We start from the raw sequence: 21,336 nt of genomic DNA, 5'->3' as shown, positions 1-21,336 counted from the left end.
ACGCTTGCGACGCCATTATGTCAATACACGCTATTGTGCGACGCCACATGATTTCGCCGAGAAAGTCATAAAAAATAACGGTGCAAGATCAAACTAAATAGAGTACGATCCTAATATCATATAAATTGAGGAAAAGTCAGCACGAATAAAATGCTGACTTTTTCATATTCAAAAGATAATATTTCATATTTTTGTCGAGTAATTGCATTAAGAGCAAAAACAATCCTATCAATCAGCGCTCAATATCATCAAAATACGCGATAAAATGCCGACTATACCCTTTTAATGCCGTTTGATCTCCCGCTTTGTTGCCGTCCTTGTTGCCGTTTAATGTTTTATCAATTGCGCTGCCACCATTTTTTCCGCATGCGCCTTTAATGATCTTTTCAATTGAATAACCTTTTTTGAGAATCATCCACTGCAAGCCATGTGAACGAATGGCATTGACCGGGCACTGATAAACACAGCGCATGCACATTTGGCATTTACCGCGAAACTGTATCTGGTCATTTTTACGCTGAATATTGCCGGTGGGACAGGCCTTTAGACATTTGCCGCAGCGTGTGCACGCATCTGTTGTATAGAGCAATCTGCCGAACAGTTTCGCTCCCAATTTTTCCATATGGTGAAACAGCCATCCCCCATGATGCATAACCGGCACAAAATGATAGCGATGTTCTCGCTTCTGTTTTAATTGTGTTGCCATGTGCTCTGCTTTTATTTGTGCCGCTTGATACAGCCTGCTGTTAAAAGCATCATCATAGCCAATCAGCCAATTAGACCCCATGACGATCAGCCTTTCATAATTCACTTTATACCGCTGTTTCCTCAATAATGCAATGACTTTACGGCCAGCCATCTGGTTAATGCGTACAAAATCCCCCGCTGTGTAGAGCAAAAATGCCGCTCGATCGCAGCCATTCGGCAACTGGCGTATTACCTGTTCAATGATAGGCGGTGAACTAAATGCATGCACCGGATACGCGATACCCAGCTGATCAAACGTCATGTTTTGATTCTCGTCGCAGGCTAAATAGTCTTCAGCCCGCATAAGCGTTACCGTATATTGTTCACACTTATCATTAGCCTGTCCTGTTGCATCGGTACTTTCAAATGCAGTTTTAATGTGCCGGCATACAGCTTCTGTATTGCCCGTGCCGGAAAAATAAATTATCAGTATGCTCTGTGCCATCGCGGTACCATCCCCTGTTGCATTTTTGATTTTGCCTATTACAAGTCTATGTCAATGGAATCCTATGTGCAAGAAAAAAGTGCTTTATTCAACAACATTGAACGAAGCACTTTCATAAGCTTATTGCGATTGTTCATCAAATAGGATCACCCTACGGCGAACCCTAGTAAATATAAGGTCTTCGATAGAGGTCGCGCTTCTTTAAACCGCTCTTTCGCGCCATTGAGGACCATTGCGTATTGCCCATCATAAAGTAAAGGCGCCTTGGAAATTGAACGCGGATTGGTATATTTTCAATTGGCGCATTATCTTTTAAACCAATATCCTCAGCAATGCGCTTCAGCGTTCTCATTAACAGCGTTCGCGTCTTGCGCATAAACGGTGCATCAATCGTCGCCGGCACCATGCCGCCTGAGCCAATCATCGTTCCAAACCTAAATGTCGCACCAATACTTTTTGCGAAATATCGAATGACTTGAACCGCTTCCAGACAAATCTCCGGTTCTGGAAAACCACACTGAACCATTGCATAGACTTTGACACCTTTTAGCGGTACTTCTTTCAGATAGGTTTCAAAAGCGGTTAAAAAACGCATCAAATTACCGGGCAGGCAAAAGAAATAGAGGGGTACAATAAAGACAAGTGCTTCTGCGTCAGCCATTGTTTTAAAAACGGATTCAAGATCATCTGCTTTCTGAGCGGCTCTTGCATTATACGAAAAAACTTGTAATTTTTCAGCCCTTAACGACTCTGAAAGCTGCTGCGCCAAAAAAGATGAAAACGATCCCTTTTCAGATAACTTAGGACTCCCATTAATAACCACAGCGCGTTTCATAGTCTGCCCTCCACTCTTTTCAATTCAATTTTATCCAGTGCCGATAATAGGCCGTCCACACTGTCATGCCAAAGCACAACCTGAACACCTTCACGGTGTTTTAGCGTAATATCCGAAAAGAGCTGCGCCTCCGCTTCATCAAAATGATCTGAATAGCCAATCATCAACTGGCTTGGATAGCTTTCATAACGCGCCGGATGCATCGTTGAACCGTCACGTCTCGTTATAAAAAACGGCAGCATGTTGGGCAGCCATCTGTCAATAGCCGTCTTCATATTGGCAGCACATTGACCATAGACAATTGGACACAAGTAAACAACAAAATCACTTAACATCATTTTTCGGTTAATGACAAATAAATCATCTTGAATAGCACATTCTCCAGGTGTTTTCGTCCAACATCCGAAACAACCGATACAATCTGTGATGGTTTCCTGACTAACGGTCTCCGTTTCAACTGTCATGCCATAAGATGCCAAATAGTCGGTCAGCGTTTGAATAATCATTTGATGTGTCGCATTCATATAAGCGACATCTGACAAAACCAATGCTTTCATCTTTTCACCTTCTTCGAGCGTTGACACAGTCCAACTCATTTTATTATTATGCCTATCGTCTCATACCAATGTAAAATCTATGTCGCGTTTAGGTTAAATTTATAAATTAAATGTTTTTCGCATCCACGCATTCTCAAGTGTCACACCTCTGATCACGACTTTTTGCCGCTTTTCAATAACAAAGCCGAAACGCCGGAAAAATCCCTGTGCCGCAAGACTTACTTCAGACGTCATACTCGGAAGCGCCAGTGCTTCAGCTCGATTGATCAAATAGGCCATCATGAGTCGTCCGACACCGCTTCGACCGCTGCCCCCTCTGACAAAAAAATGATCAATATAGCCATCATCCCGCAAATCAGCATATCCGTAGATAATGTCATTCTCAACGGCGACAAAAGGCTGCATTTGATTCATTCGCAGCTGCCACTGTACCATATCCGGCATATCAGGTGCCCATGCTGTCAATTGTGCCTCTGAATAATAGCCATTTGCATTTTCTCGTATGGCAGAATAAAATACTGCCATCGTCTGCTCCGCATCTGTATCCCGGTAAGCTCTTATTTCCATGACATCCCCCCCAATACTGCACATTTTTATTTATCTGTATGTTTGTGATTCTCATTCGCTGGCAATAGCGGTTCATACATCATCAGGGCATTGTTTTCACAAATGCGTTCGCTTCGAAACAATTGTCCGTCATCATCCATGATTCTCCGACAAATGACGTTATGTCTGATATAGCCTCCCCAAGCCTGCGGCAAAATGGCATGTTCGCTTTCATAAACCTCATAGTGACATTTAGTTGAATCACTCGATCTAATCTGTCCTTTCAGGTGTGTAGTATTGATCTCAAAACACATTTGAAAGACTTGATCGGTTTCATTTTTTATCTGCAAATCACGATAATTGTAAACGCAGGTCGCACCGCTGCCAAAAGGCTGTTTTCTGTTCGAATCCGGAAAGACGTCATAGCTGTGTCGATGGCGTTCTGTTACCGTCAAGGGCGTATGCAGGGCCATCCAGTATATCATATTGGAAAGCTGGCATAAACCGCCGCCAACACCATGTTTATAGTGTCCATAGTGCAGTATCATGCCATCCCGATATCCTTTTCGATATGTGGGTTTGCCAATCAACTGCCAGTATGAAAAAGTTTCACCCGGATAGAGGCAGATCCCATTGAGTTTTGCTGCTGCACATTTTAGATTGACTGCTTTATTCGCCTGAAGCCACATGTCTACATCGCGCAGTTTTCGATAAAGCGGCGTTTCATGTGCCGTTATTTGATAAGGTAATGTTTCGGCCATTCGTTTACGTGCAAAATGGTGATAATCTTTAAGCCATTTTAAATACCTTGCCATCGTGTAATACTTTTTGCCAAGGAAAATGCGCATACCAGATCGAAGCTTCGGCTTCATTGTATTAAAACGATTCCAAGACATCCCAGCACTTTGGTGTGTCTGTTCCGGTACTTTATTTAAGTACTGTGCCTTCTTTGCGTCTTCCAAAATAGAAGCTTCAACTGTTTCAAATTTTTTTACGGCATCATTTTCCAATGTGTCTTTCACGTCTGTCTTCTGCCTCATTCAATAGTCGCTTTCCAATCTGTTCGGTTATCTGTACTACTGGAGTTCAATGGTTTCGGTATCACCATTTTCGCCATCCCATGTTACAGTAATCGTCAATGTCTCACCTTCTTTAATCGCATTAATTGCAGATGCGCTTAAATGATTCTTATATTGAAAAGTCAATGATGTCGGCGCCGAATCAGATGTTTCTTGGAGAGAAGTAAACATGGGTTGCCGCTGATCAATCTTAATTGATCTCATTGTTTGGATTTCATCCAAAGTGCCCTTGTAAGTCAATGTCAGCTGATAATCACCATCGCTTTCAACATGCAGTACATCCTTTTTCGTCTTAAAGTAAGCACTGCCCTTTGCAGCCATCTCCAGTTTCCAGTGTACACTTTCACCTGTCAGCGTCTGATCAATATAAATCGTTTCTCGATTAATAAAGTATGTATAGCCTGCGATTAAAAATACCAGCAGTATGCCCGCTGCAATTATTCGATGTTTCATTGGGTGTCCTCCAAATTTTTTGACATCATCGTTAAATTATTTTACTCACTTACTGTTGACTACGGATTAAGTTTCCGTTCTTATTATACCAAATTTTTTTACGCAACGTTAAAATGTCTTCATAGCACTTTTATACCAAATATGAAGCCATCTTTGTGACTTCCCGTTCATTCTTTGTTTTCAATTTATTAATGATAATTATTATCATTTAGTATTGACATCTCTTTTATTTGTAACTATAATGGTTACAAATAGAGGTGATCTTAAATGTACTCAAGTAAATTTACCGTTAGCATTCATATTCTAAGTATGATTGCATTAAGTGACGGCAAACCAATTACATCTGAATACATCGCAGGCAGTATCAATACCAATTCAGCACTGATTCGAAGGCTTATGAGTTTACTGAAAAAAGCCGACCTCATCACGACACAGACAAAAGTTGGTGCCACTGGATTGGCAAAGCCAAGTGAACAGATTTCATTGAGCGAAGTTTTTAAAGCAGTCGAACGTGAAACAACACTCTTTGCCATTCATGAAGATACTAATCGCGACTGCCCAGTCGGTGCACGGATTGGTAAAGTACTGGCCAATGTGAACGATCAGGTTCAATCGCAAGTCGATTTGACACTATCGTCTATTCACCTTTCAGATATTTTAGAAGGTCTCAAATGACTTCTGCCGATGAAATCGGCATTTAATCAGATTATCATACTTATATAAAAACTTAGGAGGTTACATTATGAAAACAATTGGTATTATTGTAGGCAGTACGAGAAAAGGTTCTTTTAACAGATCATTGGCAGAATATGTTGCAGGACAGGCGCCAGAAGGTTACGCATTTAAATTTATTGATATTGCTGATCTCCCATTATACAACCAAGATTTAGACGCAGATTCACCTGCTTCTTATACAACTTTTCGCGATGCATTGAAATCAGTTGATGCATTCCTGTTCTTTACACCTGAACACAATCGTTCATATCCCGCAGCCATTAAAAATGCATTGGATGTTGGTTCAAGACCATACGGCGAAAATGCTTGGAGCGGAAAACCAGGCGCTGTTATTAGTGTTTCACCAGGTGCCATTGGCGGCTTTGGTGCCAATCATCATTTACGCCAAGTACTTGCTTTCCTCAACGTCTATGTTCTTCAACAACCTGAAGCATATGTTGGCGGCGTGATGGGATCACTTAACGATGCGGGCGAAGTCGTGGGCGATAGCCTAAAAGGTTTTTTAAATGATTTCCTTAAAGCCTTCATTGACTGGATTGAAAAATTTTAGTTAGCCATTTTTAATTTCCTTGAATAGGCCGTTGACAAACAAAGCCGTGTTTGGATCAATATGATCAAACACGGCTTCACTTTTTCATCACATAAAAAACAGGGTCGCCCCGATTTCGTGAGCGCCCTTGCTTAATAACATTGTACTATATTTTGAATTTTCTGTCAATTCATTTTGAAATTGCAATTCCCCACTTCTTCGTTTATTCCTTATTTATGGGAATGGCGGCATTTAAAAGTTTAAAGATTTATGCCAAAATGTTCGTGCATTTTAACCGTTTTTCTGATTAAATAGTATATGAGGAAATTGAATCATTCAGGTTTTAATCCTTTCGCTACAATCTGTATTATTCTCACAAGATGATAATTCAACATATTGTGTGAAGGATCAACGAAAGGTAATTATACAATTTCCATATATATTGATGAAAGGAGAAAAACGGAGGATCATTTATGGGAAATACGAATACAATTTTAATTGTCATCTTAGTTTTAGCTGTCATAGGTGGCGCTGGCGCCTACATCTATTACCGAAACAAGAATATGAACAAGTTGTTCAATGATGTTTATAATTCACAAATGCAGGTTCCCCCTAAAAAACGCATCAGTTTTTTACTTTTGATGTTTCACGAATCTATTGCATCATCAAAGAAAAAATCAAAACAACCGGCAAATATGGGGAAATTCAACAATCCGAAATATTTAGAAGTTCAATTGCTCCAAATGTCTACCGTATTAAAAGATCGTTCCAAAGTTAAAAACAAAACGATGAAACGTTCTTTGCAGCTTCTCGATGCTTATCTCGTCTGGGAAAAAAAACAAAAGACAAAGAAGGCATCTTAATACAGCCCTTTTTAAAACGGCAAATACGACAAAAAAGGCGTTCACGCAAGTCTGATAATCCAGACAGCGATGAACGCCTTTATATTTTTCTAATCTTTATTATTGGATGCTGTTTTCTAACGCGGCAAAACCTTATTCCATTACAATAATTTGGTATTCCTCAAGCGATCGCATGTTGTCGAGATTAAATGAGACATCAAGGTATGTGCCTTCACCATCATAAAACTTGCCTGTCACTTTAACAGTGGCCATATCATTTGGTAAATTGGCATTGACGATCACTTGTGCATTGGCAACGTCGCCAAGATATTCCGGCGTCCCAGTATCATCCATTCCCTCAATATTAAGAATGGTGACATCTTCTAATTTGCCAAATACCGTAAACTTTAACGTGTTCAAATAGTCCCCTTCAAAATCTACAGTCTGCGTTTTAACTGAATCCTCATTTATCGTATCAAACATTGGTACAATAACAAGTCGATAATCAGGATAATTAACAACGAATTCACCCTGCGCCGTGGTATAGAAAGTTTCATTATGCAACCCTGTCAGTTTATCACCGTTGATGCTTTCTGCCGCTTCCGAATTCGACAGCGGCTGATCACGCTCGTCCTCTCCCATATCATCCAGCCATTCAAAAGATGAAAAGGCAATGCCTTCGCCGCCTTCTGACGCATAGGCAATATCTATATTAAAACTTGTCACGGTCAGCTTTATTTTCGCACTTTGTCCCTGATTTTTAACGTAATCAATCTGTTCGGCTGTTAAGTACTCCTCAATATTCGTTTGAAAACTTGCATAACCCGGACGGTCAATATCAAATATTTGGCCATCAATATCGAAACGGATTGGATAATCGATCACAGGATCATCTGCGGTAAATAAGAATTCATCCCACATCTCCTGATCATACCAGAGGTCACCTTCAATCACAACACTGCCATTAGCCAGACCCACAAAAGCATCACTGCCAACATTGTCATAAGCCTCTGTGACATCAAAACCGCTTAGCGTCTGACCAGCTCTTAGATTTCCGAGCACGTATACATTTTCACTGAGCGGCGCTGCCCCCTGCGTTCCTGCCTTACCGCTTTCCTCATTGACTTGAACATCGTATTGATGTGTTGACGGTTCAAATGTGTAGGTTTCAGATTTTGAATAAATGACCGTTTCATTCATATCATCAGTTTCTGTATAATCATATTGGAACATGAGCCATTGATCATCGTCTGTGCCGACTTTATAAGACATATCAAAGATCTCACCTTTATAACTTTCTGATACACCATTTGGTGCAGACGGCATTGGCGGTATACTCGTATAACCTTCCAGTGTCAATGAAGTCCCTGTGTTGACGACCATGCCTTCGGCAGCATAATAGATTATATTTGACGTATCGCTGACCCCAGTACCACCTCCGCGCACTTTGCGGATGAGAAAATCACCCTCTTTTGAAAACGACTGTTCGTAAACGAATACTGGTTCAATATCATTTGGAAGCGTCGCGTATTCACCGTCTTTGATCGTAACCACTGCAATTTCTGTAAACGATGAAGTGGGTGATTCTGAATAACAAATAACATCTTCTTCACCATCACCGTTAACATCAGCATAGTAAAAGCTTAATTGGTCGATGACAAACGCTTCATCTTGCATATTGTCAGGCGCCGCCATTACTTTATACAAATTATAGAAGTAGGCTTTCAGTGCACTTTCATCATGTAAATTCTGTACTGAAACCGCATCTGATGGTTCCTCAGTCGACGTTTCTGCTTCTGTAGCAGGTACTTCACTTGATACATCAGGTTGAGCTTGAGGTTGGCTGTTTTCCGCATTCCCCCCTGCGTTTTTCTCTTCACTGCCGCAAGCTGATAATAATAAGATAATCACCAGCAGCAATGCCGCCATTTTTTTCATAAAATTCCTCCATTTCAATAATCTCTAGTCTACCCATTATACCATCTATGCCTTATTCGATCTAATGCTTTATGCCTATATGACTCAAACATATCGGATGCGATAATATGATGTTAAAAATCATTGCTTTCAAAATACGCACCTAACACCATCGGTTCGTGTAGAAATATTAATCATGATCATCGGATAGAATCATTTTGATGAGATACTGGATTGCAGGGCTTTGCCATTTCTTTTTATGGTAAAGCAGTTGTGTATAAAATTCGAGATCTGATTCATAATCAACTGCCACGACTTGCTTTTTCGTTCGCTCTTCCAAAATGGCATAATTAGGTACATATGAGACGCCTAGACCGTCTATAACATATTTTTTAATTGCTTCAACACTGCCCGTTTCAATGATATTGGCTGCATGATAACCATGGCTTGACAAATAGCTTATAAAAACCTCTCGATAAGTACAGCCTTCCTCTGCAAGAATAACCATTTGTTTTGACGATGGAAGATATGGTTCTACATGCCCCGGCGGGAAAATAAGCGAAAAAGATTCGCGTTTCAACGCATGCACGGTTAAATGTTCATACTCGTATAACGGCTGAAGCATCATGCATAAATCCAAAGTTCCCGCCGCCACTTGTTTTCTCAAGTCGGGGCATAAACCGCCTGTAATAATAATATTAACCAACGGATAGCGCTGCTTGTATGCGTAGATAATTTTATAGAGCTTATACATCATCAGCGAATCAGGAGCGCCAATTCGGATGGTTCCCTCAATTTTTTCTTCTTTCATATGAAACGATTCAACGGCTTCAAATCGACTCAACAACACGTCAATCTCCGCATTTAAGTCCTGGCCAAATGTTGTCAGTTGAATGGTTCTGCCAATTCTGTCAAATAGTTTTTCCCCATAATGCATCTCCAACCTTTGAATATGCGTTGAGATAGTCGATTGTGTGTACCCTAGCTGTTTCGCCGCTTTGCTAAAACTTCCAGTTTTAATAATCTCCTTAAAGGAATAGAGGTCGCGTATTTCCATCATCTCACCTATCTTTTCTATAAATACATGCTATTGAATCTATCAATTTTACCGATGTATTATGTCGTGGTAAAATCATACCATAGCAACAGCTTATCGTAAATAGCTCAATTTATAACTTATCAAAATCAAAGGAGTCATAAAATGATACGCGCAACGTCCTCTTCTTCTTTAACGGATACCATTATTGCCGCAATGCATACTGCACAAATAGAAATCTATGGCATTGTTCCTTCGAATGCCTTTGTTGACGCACCTGATCCACATCATCCAAATACCGTTTTAGCCAGTGCTAAAAACGTTATCATATTTGGTTTGCCGCATTTAAAAAGCACCTATGACAGACCGACAGCAGAACCTTATGCTTTCATTCGCAATACGCTCTCGGATCAGATCAATCGCATTAGCATGTCATTAGCGTATACGATTGAAGCCAGTGGCTTTGATGCTGTCCCCATTGACGCCGTAGGTCCAACGACTAAAGATGCCCACGGCAGAAGCAGAGGCATTATTTCGCTCAAGCATGCAGCTTCACTTGCCGGGCTTGGTACTTTTGGTAAAAATACGCTGATCTTAAATCAAAAGTATGGCAATCGTTTATGGTTCGGAGCTGTCATTACCGCGGCACCGCTAGAATCCATTCTGCATGAATCCAAATCTCTGTGCATTAAAACCTGTACCCGCTGCATAGATGCATGTGAAGCTCAAGCGCTCTTACCAATGCCGCCCCATATTCATCAGGGAAAATGCTGGCAACATGCTTTTGACAGTTCTGATGAACGTCTCCAAATCACTTGTTTTAAATGTCGTCGAGCCTGCCCAGTCAGATTCGGTATTCACGCATAAAAAAAGAACCCGCATGCCGTTCTTGTCATTGTCTGCGTTTTTAAAACGTATTTCAATGAATAAACCGCAATGGGGTTCTTTTTTAGAGTACTATGCTTCGTAAGCAGTTTTTAATATCTCTAACACTTCTTCTTTCGTCAACTTTTTATAGGCTCCTAAAATGACAGTCGAATCTGCAATAAGCTGCAACATGTCTTCTGTCGTTCCTAAATCTTTCAAGTTGGTGACGATTCCGCAGGCATCACAAAATGCTTCGAGTGCATCAATACCAGCGTTAGCCAGTTCTTCTTTTGATTTGCCAGTTGGGTCGATATCCCAAACCTGCGTTGCAAACCTCGCAAATTTTTCAACACCATATGGCAGCACCATCCGATAATATGGTAATGACACTGCCGCTAGCCCCATACCGTGTGCACAATCGGTATAAGCACCCAATTGATGCTCGATCATGTGTACTTGCCAGTCCTGCGGTTTGCTCAATCCCATGATTGGATTCATGGCAAGTGTCGCACTCCACATCAGATTGCTTCTCGCCTCATAATCTTCTGGATTTTCAACGGCAATTTTCGCACTGTGAATAATAGAACGCAGTGTTCCTTCAATGAGATAATCCGTCGTAACATCATCTTCACCTGAAAAATAGGCTTCCATCAAGTGTGACATCATATCGAAAATACCACTAACCATTTGATATTTCGGCAATGAAAATGTATAAGTTGGATTTAAAATGGAAAACTTCGGATTAACTTTCGCAGGAAATACACGTCCCATTTTTAGTTTCATCGCATTATTGGTAATGACAGAGCCGCCATTCATTTCTGATCCCGTACCCGCCAACGTAAGGATTGAACCTACCGGAACGATTTTATTATCAACTGGCTGAAATTGCAGCCAATATTTCATCCACGGATCACCGGCACAGTACGCTGCAACAGAAATACCTTTAGCACAGTCAATAACCGAACCGCCGCCAACCGCCAAAATAATGTCTATATCATTCGCACGAACAAGTTCTGCCCCCTCTTGCACCTTATCATATGTTGGATTGGCCATAATACCTGTTAATTCAACAACATTTTTGCCCGCTTCTTTTAAGATCCCGATCACTTCATCATAAAGACCAATTTTTTTGATAGATCCTTTGCCATACGCCAATAATACATTGTCGCCATAGTTAGACAATTCCTTTTTCAAATTATCCAGTGATTTTTTACCAAAATAGATCGTCGTCGGATTTTGATATTTAAAATCTAAATTCATTGCAATCTCCTTTTCATGTCAATCATACGCTAGCTGTCTCATTGTCGTCTATATCATCTGTTATTATCTTAACCTATTCCATTAGCATTCCGCAATGCTAATCTGTCCAGAAAGGAGCGCAATGTTCTCCACACCTGAAATCGCTTGTCCCAGCTGATAGAGCCCAGGCGCACTGCCAAAATGATCATAGAACATCACAACATCGCCCCACGGCGCATAGTAGGCAAGCGTACCTGCTTTCGCGCGTGCTGATGGTGTCCCCGATGTATCTAATTTTTTTTCCGGGTAAAAAATTTTTTCATCGTTACTGTAATTTTTAACCTCAATCGTCATTGGCAGCTGTAATAGCAGCGATTTTGATGCTGCGCTGTCATTTAGTTCAAAGACAACTGAACGCGTATCTGCTTCTACTTTTATGCGCATACTTTTATTTCCTCCACAATGATTCTCCAATTTGTTATTGACCTCTATTTAGGCGCATTTTTTTGCATTTCTTCCGTCACCTTTTGAATGGCGGCAACTGCATTTAAACTTCTCGGATAACCAATAAAAGGCAAACACTGTGAAACGACTTTCATTAAGAGCGCTTTGTCATTCCCTAAATTTAGATTACCGAATATATGGCTGGACAGCTGCGATTCACAACCGCCTTGCGCTGCTAAGAAGCAAAATGTTATCAGCTCGCGCTGTTTTAAATCCAAGCCTTTCCGCGTGTAATAATCGCCGAAGCAGTTTGCCGCAAGCCAACGATTAATATGACCGCCGCGCCAGAAATCCTTCATCCCTGGGCCAAAGATTGCCATTTGTGCTTCCGAACCCTTTTCGAGTCGCGTTGCCATTGTCGTTGTCGCTTGATCTTCAAGCGGCAGTTGAATACCCTTTTCAGTCATCACGTCATTTGCAGCTGTCAAAAAAGGATACACTCTTCCAAATCCCAAGTAATCTACTGCTTGGTAAACAATTTCTTTGGCCATAATTGGAGAAAAATTTTGATCGAGCGCCTCCGCTAAAATAACCTTGAACGTTTCAACACCTTGACATCCCAACAGTGTCGCCAATATTGCCATATAGCGCGTTTCATGATCCAATGTCTGTCCGTCTTCGTTAACGACTTCATCTGAGGCAAAAGCTTCATGACGCTGTATAAATTCAGGGTCTGTCGCCATTAAATTATACTTATCTATCATCTTTATCGACCTTTCAACGTTTGATTGTTTTTAGCACTTGACCATTACAGTTTGGCATAGGCATCATCTGATACAGGTTCACACCATTCATTGCTCGTATCGACACCAGGCACTTCTACGGCAATATGACTGAACCAGCTGTCAGCTTTCGCTCCATGCCAGTGTTTAACGCCTACTGGAATTTTGATGACTGTACCCGGCTCCAAGCTCACTGCCTCTTTACCTTCTTCTTGGTACCAGCCGCTGCCGGCTGTACACAGCAGAATTTGTCCGCCGCCTTCTTTGGCATGATGGATGTGCCAGTTATTGCGGCATCCCGGTTCAAATGTTATATTTGCCAAGAAAACAGGGTATTCACCAGGCATTGTCAACGGATTCAAGAATGATTCTCCTACGAAATACTTTGCGAAAAAAGTATTTTCCTGTCCTTTACCAAATACGTTCTGTTCATTAAATGCCGCTTCATTCATAATTTTCATCTTAAGCCTCCTATATAATTTAATTTCAAGTGGTTTTACCTACGGTAATTGCCTCACTTAGATTTTTCAAGCACATGGACACGCATCTTCTACGATCTCAGTTAAAATCCTTAATGAACATCTTTTTGCTGATATGCATCAATACCAGTTTTCAACCGCTTCAATGCTTCTATGAGCGTCTCCTCTGGACATGCGATATTCATCCTTAAAAATTGACTGCCATTGCCGCCAAATTGACTGCCATCGGATAAATAGAGCCCCACGCGCGCTCTTAAAAAGTGATAGATTTCAGTCGCATTTGGATCAACAGCACACATATCAAGCCACAATAAGTAAGTCGCTTCAGAATCTACCATTTTGATTGCCGGAAGTTCTTTTTCTAAAAATACTCGAACGGTATTTTTATTCGCCTCAATGTAGGCATTCAATGCTTCCAACCACGCTTCACCTTCATTGAAAGCAGCAATAACCGCTTCTGCAGCAAAAGCATTTGGTTCGGCAACTTCATCTGAATTGAGCCCTCTAGACATTTTTGCTCTGAGTGCCTCATTTGGAATAGAAATAATCGCTGACTGCAATCCCGGAATACTGAATGCTTTTGTCGCCGAATAGCAGCTGACACTCACCATGGCACACTGCTCTGAAACAGCGGCAAACGGCGTATACTTTTTACCGGGTTTCGTTAAGTCGCAGTGTATTTCATCTGCAATAACAGTAACATGATATCGATCGCACAATTCGCCAATGTGACTTAATGTTTCGCGATCCCATAGTTTGCCAATGGGATTATGCGGGTTGCACAAGATCATCATCGTGGTTTGCGGATGTGCCAGTTTTGCCTCTAAATCTTTAAAATCAATCGTATAATTGCCGTCCTCGTATTGAAGCTTATTCTCCAAAACATGTCTGCCGTGATTGACGACAGAATTAAAGAAAATATTGTAGACAGGTGTTTGAAGCACCACATTGTCGCCGACGTTTGTCAGCCGTTTAACAGCTGTCGAAATTGCCGGCACCACACCGGTACTGAAAATCAGCCATGATTCGTCAATTTCGTATTGATACCTTCTCTGCCACCATTTCTGGATAGCGTGGTACCATGCATCAGGTACAATTGTATATCCAAAGATCCCAGTCTTTACACGTTTTTCAAGTGCCTCAACAATACACGGAGCCGTTTGAAAATCCATGTCGGCTACCCAGAGAGGCAATTCGTTCTCAGCAACATCCCATTTTAAAGAATTCGTGTTTCTTCGATTGTTAACTTGATTAAAGTTGTATGACATGCGATCTCCCTTCTCAATATAAATTACATACTTTTGCCTTATCTCTAATAATAATTTCTGTATTTTCGGCTTTCATTTCTTTATTGTCAAAAATAACCTCATCAATTCCCTTGGCTATAATCTTACCCGAGTACGGGTTTTTAACACTATCAATCCGAGTCGTAACTTCAGCATCTACGGTTGAATATTCAAATGCCAAGTTCGTATTTAAGAGTTTACAATTTCTCATAACGATATTTTCCATGTAGCACATCCCTTGAAGACTTTCAATGGTACAGTTAACAAGCGTTACGTTTTTAGCATTCCAGCCTAAATATTCACCAGAAATAAAAGAATCGTAAACCGTCACATTCTCACTGTTCCAAAAAGCATCCTTTGAGAGTATTTTCGCATTTTTGATCGTCATATTTTTAACGCCGTCGAATGAATAATTGCCAATCAGTGTAAAGCCATCAATATCAATGTCTTCGCAGCCCATAGCAAAATAATCTCCCTTGGCGGAAACATTCTTCATCTTTATATCTTTACAAAACCAAAGTGTTTCTGATGCATTAGGCATTTCTACTTTTTCCATTTCAACGTTTTGACATCTTCGAAAAGTTTTTGGCGCCTGAACTGTGAAGTTCTTAATTTTTAAGTGATCTGAGTACCATATCCCAGCTCTTGCCATTTCGAAGAATACACTGTTCTCCATAGTAACATTCGCACAATACCACAATGGGTACTTCCACTGAAACAATGTATTGTTAATCACGAGATTTTTACTTTCTTTCAACGGCGATTCGCCTTCTGCAAAAGTACAGTCGTTAAGTTCTACTTCGCAGCTTTGAAAAAGCGCTCTCTCGCCTACAAATTTTTGTTCTGAATATTTGTTCATTTAAAATCCTTCTATTCTCTATATTTCATTCACACGCTTATTACCTCTATCATCTTACACCCTAAACATAACTTGAGGTCAATTCTATTTCATGAGTTTATGATTTGTTAACATTTTAGTGCATCTGCTTAATCAATACCGTATTTTATGCGTATATCCAAAGTCTGTCTAAGTGATCCTACTACTCCGGCAACGATAATGTGACTTGCACGCTCCCTGTACCCAACAGTTTTTTTAGATCCGCTTTACTGATGTCGTCAATTTTTCCCAATCGTGTAAAACTCCATGAATTTGGCTCATAATAGATAACGAGTGCACTACCTTGATATAAAATAATATCGCCAGCTTCCGTCGTTATTTGTTCGTTGTTTGTTGGCAGGTTCGTTCCGATACCGCCAACTTTTTCCATACTGCCGTAGTCCTTCATATCAATAACAATCGGACCGTCTTCAAGAAGTGTTTTTAGTGCATCCACCGATGAATTGTTCACAAGTGTTGCTGTTAATACCGTTCCATTTACTGTAATATGCATTGTATTTTCACTCACTTTTTCATTCTCCTCTATTGATTCATTCTCTTCTGTTTCTGCTTCCATTTCTGCCGTCGCCTCTGATTCCACTTCTGCCGCCGCTTCTACATCCACTTCTGCCGCCGCTTCTGATTCCACTTCTGCTGCCGCTTCTGCTCCCACTTCTGCTGCCGCTTCTGATTCCACTTCTGCTGCCGCTTCTGATTCCACTTCTGCTGCCGCTTCTGATTCCATTTCTGCTGCCGCTTCTGATTCCACTTCTGCTGCCGCTTCTGATTCCATTTCTGCTGCCGCTTCTGATTCCGTTTCAGCCGTCGCCTCTGATTCCGTTTCAGCCGTCGCCTCTGATTCCGTTTCTGCTGCCGCCTCTGATTCCGTTTCTGCTGCCGCCTCTGATTCCGTTTCTGCCGCCGCCTTTACTTCCACTTTTGCTACCGCTTCTGATTCTGTTTCTGCGGATTGATCTTGCTGTGAACAACTCGTACTTATAAAAACCAAAAAAATTACCAGTACAAGTGTTGAAAATCTCTTTTTCCTCATGTGTACACGCTCCTTTAAATACCTTTAACAGCGTTTCTAATACTTGCTTTAAAACCTATGTATTTTGCAGTTATATAGAAACATCTTATTAGCGATTGAGTTTCACTTGACGATCTTAGAGCATATCCTCTATAATAAACATAACCCATAAACTTAACTTTAGGTCAATAGTTTAATTGAATTTTTTGGAGGATACAATGACTTATTCGATAGGTGAAGTTTCAAACCTACTAGACATATCAATTTCCACACTGAGATATTATGACAAAGAAGGCCTGCTGCCTTTAGTCAATCGCACCGAAGGCAATATTAGGCGATTCAATGATACGGACATCGAATGCCTCAATATGATTGAATGTCTTAAAACAACCGGCATGCCCCTTAAAGACATAAAAGTGTTCTTTGAATGGTGTGAAATTGGCGATGATACCATTGATCAGCGCTACGAATTGTTTTTAGCACAAAAACAAAAGACTGAAGAAAAAATCAAAGAATTGGAAACGGCCTTAAAGCGCATTAATTACAAGGTCGAATATTACCGGATCGCTAAAGAAAAAGGGACAACGTCATCGCCCGATTTTGAAGAAGCACTTGCCATGCGCTATTTACAGAAAAAAGATACCCAAAGTACAGAAGATCAAACGACGCCGGCCGCATCAAAATCACAGGCTGTTTAGCCAGCGGAATTGATAGCAATCAAGATGAAAAGCAGCTGATCATCACAATCAGCTGCTTTTTTATCGTCATCAGTTATTAAGTTGATTTGGTTTCATTTCAAGGGTTCTTATGATACAAAAACACGGTCTGTCAGGGTCGCATCATAACCATTAATAACGGCTCTATCACCTATTTTAGCATTTTCACTGTCTACAACGGCAATACCAATACTCCTGCCGGCTGTAAAGCCATATGTGAATTTTGCGACTCTTCCCACTGCTTTACCGTCTACATAGATCAGGACGCCTGGTCCTCCCTTAGCACGATCTGGAATATGCGCTTCTTCATTGTCAACGACAAAGCCTACCATCTGTCGTTTAGGACCTTCTTCTTTTACTTTTTCCAAGGCCTCTTTCCCAATAAAGTCTCTATCCCACTTGATTCCACGCTCCAATCCTACTTCAAATGGATTTGTATAAGCAATATCACCCATTAAATAAAACCCTTTTTCGGTTGCCAGCGTCCAAACCATGACTTGAAACTCGGTCACTTGTAGGGCGTCAAATGCTTTGCCTGCTTCTGCCAGCTTAGCTTCAATCAGAGGCGCTTTATCCGGTGCAACATAAATTTCAAATCCCATTTTCTCACCTGTAAAACCAGCTCTGGTAATTTTTACGGGGATATCATCAATTTTATTATCTCTTATTGAAAAGAATGACTGATCTTCAACGTCTTCTTTAGCAATGGCGTTAATCAATGCTTTAGAATTTGGTCCCTGAACAGCATACATTTCCCAAGAAGGCGTTTCATCAGTATAGGCAACACTGCTGTCCCCTTTATGTTGATCAAACCAGGCAATCATTTTTCTTACAAATAACGTCGTTATCCAAAATTTCTTTTCTTCCAAGCGGAAGATAACGACATCATCAATGATGATCCCCTCTTCATTCAGCATCGTTGTATAACGCGCTTTGCCTATTTTAAGATTTGCAATGGGTTTTGCAAACATTTTATCCAGAAAGCTGTCGGCATCTTCACCTGTCACGACAAGCAGTTGGTGCGTCCAAAGATACCAGCCAACTGTATTGCGAACAGCGTCGTGTTGCGCTTTTTTCATAATGTCATCTTGATAAACGTTTTTAAACATATATTCCCCTCCTTATTGATCTGGAAAACATCCGAATTACAAACAGAACTTATCGATTTTCTTTGCAATCTTAAGACGAATTGTGCCTTCAGGAACATTTTCAGTCTCACGCCATACCGACCATAGTGAACCGACAAGTGTTTTACACATACCATACCACATCGCAATATATGCTGGTGTCAGCATTGGTACTCTTCGTTCAAGGCCTGCTTGATTAATATCATAGATGACTTCATTCTTGTTAAAGGCAACCACTTCATATTGGCACAAAATCGTTTGAAGAACGACTTCAATATAACCACCGAGCACACGACCATCATCAACATCATTTGGAACGCCCATCCAGTCGCGCAATCCTTTAATGGCAAAGTATTCGCCAAACATCGCTTTTCCTGCCCCTCTGCAAACGCATTCAACGACGGACTGCACATACTCTCTCGTGTAGACGCCAGCTGCAATTTTTGCTTCCAACACGGGCACAACATAGGTGACACCGAGTGGATTGATTAATGTACTGTTATAGAGATCTGCCGCTGACCACTCAGTATTTAAACCATTTCTCATTTTATAGTCACATTCCTCACGAAATTGCTGCGGTTTTGTCACCATATTTTCTTCTGGTGTAAACTTGATTTGATCAGATGTTGCGATCGGTCCAAATTTTTCCCAAGATTCTTTATCCGCCATGGGAAATTTCTCACGACTTTCTGCAATGACACGACAGTGTAAATCACCACAGCCTTTTGCTTCAACCATGTTGTACTCTAAGTGATGTCCGCCATAGCTTTCACCGGCCGCCTGAAGTGTTGCCGTTGTCGCACGACAAAACTCAGAGCCTAAAATATCCCATGGGCATACATCGAGCTCTTTTTCAACGCGATACGTTCCAAAATCATTAACACGCCCCGGCATATATTGGCGCTCATCACCTACATCACCGATTAAACCACCAAGGAAAACACCCTTCATAAAGGGATGGAAGTTTTGCGAAATGGCGGCACCATTTCTCACCATATCCATGCCAAACATGCCTCTTAAAATTTTATGATTAATTTCACACATCATTTTACTGCGTTCTACATAATCCGGTATCAAAATTCGCATTGCTTCCATAAAGGATGTATCCACAACGGCTATATGTCTTACGAGATTTTTATACGTATCATGAAATGAAAAAATTCTGTCCCAAGGGGTTTTGATGCCTGGATGATCCGGAAGTGCTCCCTTACCAACTTCTCTAGGCATTCTTTCGTCAATGTGTTCACTCATAACCCTTCTCCTTTACAATCATACTGTTGTATTGCGCCTTTTTATACCGTTATCATTAACCCTGCCCCCGCTTTAGAGCATATGTTCCAACTGTGTCGTATCTTGACTTGCCCGATAACCGCCGTCAACCAAAATATCTGTTCCAGTGATATAGCTCGCTTCATCACTAGATAAAAACTCAATAACAGCAGCAATTTCATCAGGATACCCCCAACGTCCTACCGGTAAATCATTTAAAACTCTAGCGCCACCCGGCATGTCGGCGAGTCCCATTGGCGTTGTAAATATCCCTGCTGAGACAGTCAAAATACGTGCACCTTTTCCTGCAAATCGCTTCGTACACTGCTTTGTATAGTGCATATTGAATGCTTTTGAAAAACAGTAGGCTTTTGCCGCTTCCATCCGTGGGTCGTCGCTTTTGCAGCAGGCCATCATATTATCAAAAAAATCTGGTGCATGTGCATTACTAAAAATGTTCTTAATCGCATCGTTTACCGGCAAAGCGTGACCTGCAATAGATGCAACGGTAATCATAGAAGCATCTTTGACCATTAAATCAAAGAATACGTCAATCATATTAATTGTACCGATCGCATCAACTTCCAAAATCCGTTTCCCAGTCTCTTGAACGGGTGCATATGCGGCAGTATGAATACAACTTCCCAATGTTCCAGCTTTTTCAACTGCTGCAGCTAACGCCTCAACTTCCGCTCTGTCGCTAATATCACATTGGATATAAGTTGCCTCTTCAATCCCTTCGCTCATCAACAGTCTCTTCGCTCGATCAAGTGATTCCTGATTGATATCTACAACAAAGAGATGCCCCCTATTTGCAATACGCTTACAAATTTCAAGACCCATGCCACCTGCACCACCCGTGATTACCTGCACAGAATTTTGCTTTTTCATCACTTATTACCCCTCCTGTTTGATCTTTTATTTTCTATGAGGATGGGGGGATACTTTGAAGATAACGTATATAAACAGCGTTATACGATGGCTATTGATGATAAATATTTGTACAAATATTTCACCAAAAGTACCTGTTGGGATTTCTCCCTTCTCTTTAATTTTATGAAAAAGCTTATGTCCTGAATAGCCGCAAATGCGCTGTTTTTATGACAGTAAAATTTCTATATTGTATCAAAATAAGTGCATTTTCATCTTTAGAAAATCGGGTAGGAGAGAAAGTTAAATAACTTTCCCGACCTCCCACAGCACCGTACGTACGGGTCTCGTATACGGCGCTTCCCAAGTTTATGCATTAACAGTTTTGTATTTGTCAGAAAAGAACTGGTAGCCTTGTTTTCGCAAGCGCTCATCAGTAATAGAACAAGAAAGTATTTGGCTACCGGCTACGTGCCAGTAGCCTTTTCTTGTATTCGCATATTTCAACGCGTTTGAGTGATTATATCCAAGTTGCTTAAGCCTTTTATATCTCGTCCTCGTTTTCTTCCACCTTTTCCAGATGAACATTCGAAGTCTTCTGCGTAGCCATTTATCTATTTTAAGTAAGA

23 protein-coding genes and 1 pseudogene are annotated in these 21,336 nt (G+C 40.9%); 5 read left to right on the top strand and 19 right to left on the bottom strand.

All coding sequences use genetic code 11. The features are described from left to right. Positions 1-232: 232 nt before the first annotated feature. The 6 genes from KHM83_RS01380 to KHM83_RS01355 form a co-directional block, all read right to left on the bottom strand. The gene (locus KHM83_RS01380) at positions 233-1,192 is read right to left on the bottom strand and encodes an EFR1 family ferrodoxin (RefSeq protein WP_213235110.1); all 960 of its coding nucleotides are present in this window, start codon (positions 1,190-1,192) and stop codon (positions 233-235) included. A 163-nt stretch (positions 1,193-1,355) separates the two neighbouring features. After that, the gene (locus KHM83_RS01375; protein ID WP_213235109.1) at positions 1,356-2,027 is read right to left on the bottom strand and encodes an NAD(P)H-dependent oxidoreductase; all 672 of its coding nucleotides are present in this window, start codon (positions 2,025-2,027) and stop codon (positions 1,356-1,358) included. Further along, the gene (locus KHM83_RS01370; RefSeq protein ID WP_213235108.1) at positions 2,024-2,584 is read right to left on the bottom strand and encodes an NAD(P)H-dependent oxidoreductase; all 561 of its coding nucleotides are present in this window, start codon (positions 2,582-2,584) and stop codon (positions 2,024-2,026) included. The genes KHM83_RS01375 and KHM83_RS01370 overlap by 4 nt, the downstream gene beginning before the upstream one ends. A gap of 99 nt (positions 2,585-2,683) precedes the next feature. Continuing rightward, positions 2,684-3,151 (bottom strand): GNAT family N-acetyltransferase, encoded by a 468-nt coding sequence (locus KHM83_RS01365; protein ID WP_213235107.1) that lies wholly within the window; start codon positions 3,149-3,151, stop codon positions 2,684-2,686. Positions 3,152-3,177: 26 nt separating this feature from the next. Next, positions 3,178-4,152, bottom strand: a complete 975-nt coding sequence (locus KHM83_RS01360; protein ID WP_343213090.1) for a VanW family protein — start codon at positions 4,150-4,152, stop codon at positions 3,178-3,180. A 54-nt stretch (positions 4,153-4,206) separates the two neighbouring features. Continuing rightward, entirely contained in the window at positions 4,207-4,662 is a 456-nt protein-coding gene (locus KHM83_RS01355; RefSeq protein WP_213235106.1) for a hypothetical protein, read from the bottom strand. A 267-nt stretch (positions 4,663-4,929) separates the two neighbouring features. Between KHM83_RS01355 and KHM83_RS01350 the strand changes: the two genes are divergently transcribed. From KHM83_RS01350 to KHM83_RS01340, 3 genes are all read left to right on the top strand, one after another. Next, positions 4,930-5,337, top strand: coding sequence for an Rrf2 family transcriptional regulator (locus KHM83_RS01350; RefSeq protein ID WP_213235105.1), 408 nt, complete (start codon positions 4,930-4,932; stop codon positions 5,335-5,337). A gap of 67 nt (positions 5,338-5,404) precedes the next feature. Next, positions 5,405-5,947 carry an NADPH-dependent FMN reductase gene (locus KHM83_RS01345; protein ID WP_213235104.1) on the top strand — a complete coding sequence of 181 codons (543 nt, stop codon included), beginning with the start codon at positions 5,405-5,407 and terminating at the stop codon, positions 5,945-5,947. A 452-nt stretch (positions 5,948-6,399) separates the two neighbouring features. Next, positions 6,400-6,789: a hypothetical protein gene (locus KHM83_RS01340; protein WP_213235103.1), complete on the top strand. Its 390-nt coding sequence runs from the start codon at positions 6,400-6,402 to the stop codon at positions 6,787-6,789. Positions 6,790-6,921: 132 nt separating this feature from the next. Here the strand turns inward: KHM83_RS01340 and KHM83_RS01335 are convergent, their stop codons facing one another. Beyond that, the gene (locus KHM83_RS01335) at positions 6,922-8,706 is read right to left on the bottom strand and encodes a hypothetical protein (protein ID WP_213235102.1); all 1,785 of its coding nucleotides are present in this window, start codon (positions 8,704-8,706) and stop codon (positions 6,922-6,924) included. 169 nt (positions 8,707-8,875) lie between these two features. Continuing rightward, positions 8,876-9,742 carry a LysR family transcriptional regulator gene (locus tag KHM83_RS01330; RefSeq protein ID WP_213235101.1) on the bottom strand — a complete coding sequence of 289 codons (867 nt, stop codon included), beginning with the start codon at positions 9,740-9,742 and terminating at the stop codon, positions 8,876-8,878. Between the two features lie 144 nt (positions 9,743-9,886). Here KHM83_RS01330 and KHM83_RS01325 point away from each other — a divergent pair, with 144 nt between their 5' ends. Beyond that, entirely contained in the window at positions 9,887-10,588 is a 702-nt protein-coding gene (locus KHM83_RS01325; RefSeq protein WP_213235100.1) for a hypothetical protein, read from the top strand. A 90-nt stretch (positions 10,589-10,678) separates the two neighbouring features. On the opposite strand, the gene KHM83_RS01320 is transcribed toward KHM83_RS01325, so the two are convergent. The 7 genes from KHM83_RS01320 to KHM83_RS19620 all read right to left on the bottom strand — a co-directional run bounded on the left by KHM83_RS01320 (position 10,679) and on the right by KHM83_RS19620 (position 16,746). Further along, positions 10,679-11,848 (bottom strand): iron-containing alcohol dehydrogenase, encoded by a 1,170-nt coding sequence (locus KHM83_RS01320; RefSeq protein ID WP_213235099.1) that lies wholly within the window; start codon positions 11,846-11,848, stop codon positions 10,679-10,681. A gap of 81 nt (positions 11,849-11,929) precedes the next feature. Beyond that, entirely contained in the window at positions 11,930-12,271 is a 342-nt protein-coding gene (locus KHM83_RS01315; RefSeq protein ID WP_213235098.1) for a cyclophilin-like fold protein, read from the bottom strand. A gap of 44 nt (positions 12,272-12,315) precedes the next feature. After that, entirely contained in the window at positions 12,316-13,035 is a 720-nt protein-coding gene (locus KHM83_RS01310) for a carboxymuconolactone decarboxylase family protein (protein WP_213235097.1), read from the bottom strand. 44 nt (positions 13,036-13,079) lie between these two features. Further along, positions 13,080-13,514, bottom strand: a complete 435-nt coding sequence (locus KHM83_RS01305; RefSeq protein WP_213235096.1) for a cupin domain-containing protein — start codon at positions 13,512-13,514, stop codon at positions 13,080-13,082. 110 nt (positions 13,515-13,624) lie between these two features. Further along, complete coding sequence (locus KHM83_RS01300) at positions 13,625-14,800, bottom strand: MalY/PatB family protein (protein WP_213235095.1); 1,176 nt, start codon at positions 14,798-14,800, stop codon at positions 13,625-13,627. A 13-nt stretch (positions 14,801-14,813) separates the two neighbouring features. Next, complete coding sequence (locus KHM83_RS01295) at positions 14,814-15,677, bottom strand: DUF3737 family protein (RefSeq protein WP_213235094.1); 864 nt, start codon at positions 15,675-15,677, stop codon at positions 14,814-14,816. A gap of 181 nt (positions 15,678-15,858) precedes the next feature. Beyond that, positions 15,859-16,746: a cyclophilin-like fold protein gene (locus tag KHM83_RS19620; protein WP_246542818.1), complete on the bottom strand. Its 888-nt coding sequence runs from the start codon at positions 16,744-16,746 to the stop codon at positions 15,859-15,861. Between the two features lie 197 nt (positions 16,747-16,943). Between KHM83_RS19620 and KHM83_RS01285 the strand changes: the two genes are divergently transcribed. Continuing rightward, positions 16,944-17,423 (top strand): MerR family transcriptional regulator, encoded by a 480-nt coding sequence (locus KHM83_RS01285; RefSeq protein WP_213235093.1) that lies wholly within the window; start codon positions 16,944-16,946, stop codon positions 17,421-17,423. 107 nt (positions 17,424-17,530) lie between these two features. Here the strand turns inward: KHM83_RS01285 and KHM83_RS01280 are convergent, their stop codons facing one another. The 4 genes and pseudogenes from KHM83_RS01280 to KHM83_RS01265 form a co-directional block, all read right to left on the bottom strand. After that, a complete protein-coding gene (locus tag KHM83_RS01280; protein ID WP_213235092.1) occupies positions 17,531-18,550 on the bottom strand; it encodes an aminomethyltransferase family protein in 1,020 nt (339 codons plus the stop codon). Positions 18,551-18,586: 36 nt separating this feature from the next. After that, positions 18,587-19,819 (bottom strand): hypothetical protein, encoded by a 1,233-nt coding sequence (locus tag KHM83_RS01275; RefSeq protein WP_213235091.1) that lies wholly within the window; start codon positions 19,817-19,819, stop codon positions 18,587-18,589. A gap of 72 nt (positions 19,820-19,891) precedes the next feature. After that, positions 19,892-20,728: an SDR family oxidoreductase gene (locus tag KHM83_RS01270; protein ID WP_213235090.1), complete on the bottom strand. Its 837-nt coding sequence runs from the start codon at positions 20,726-20,728 to the stop codon at positions 19,892-19,894. A gap of 348 nt (positions 20,729-21,076) precedes the next feature. Further along, positions 21,077-21,336 (bottom strand): annotated as a pseudogene (locus tag KHM83_RS01265) (group II intron reverse transcriptase/maturase); the annotation flags it as partial.

The sequence above is a fragment of the Fusibacter paucivorans genome (genome assembly GCF_018390735.1).
Taxonomy (GTDB): Bacteria; Bacillota; Clostridia; order Peptostreptococcales; family Acidaminobacteraceae; genus Fusibacter; species Fusibacter paucivorans.
This window is presented reverse-complemented; position numbering and strand designations above follow the sequence as displayed.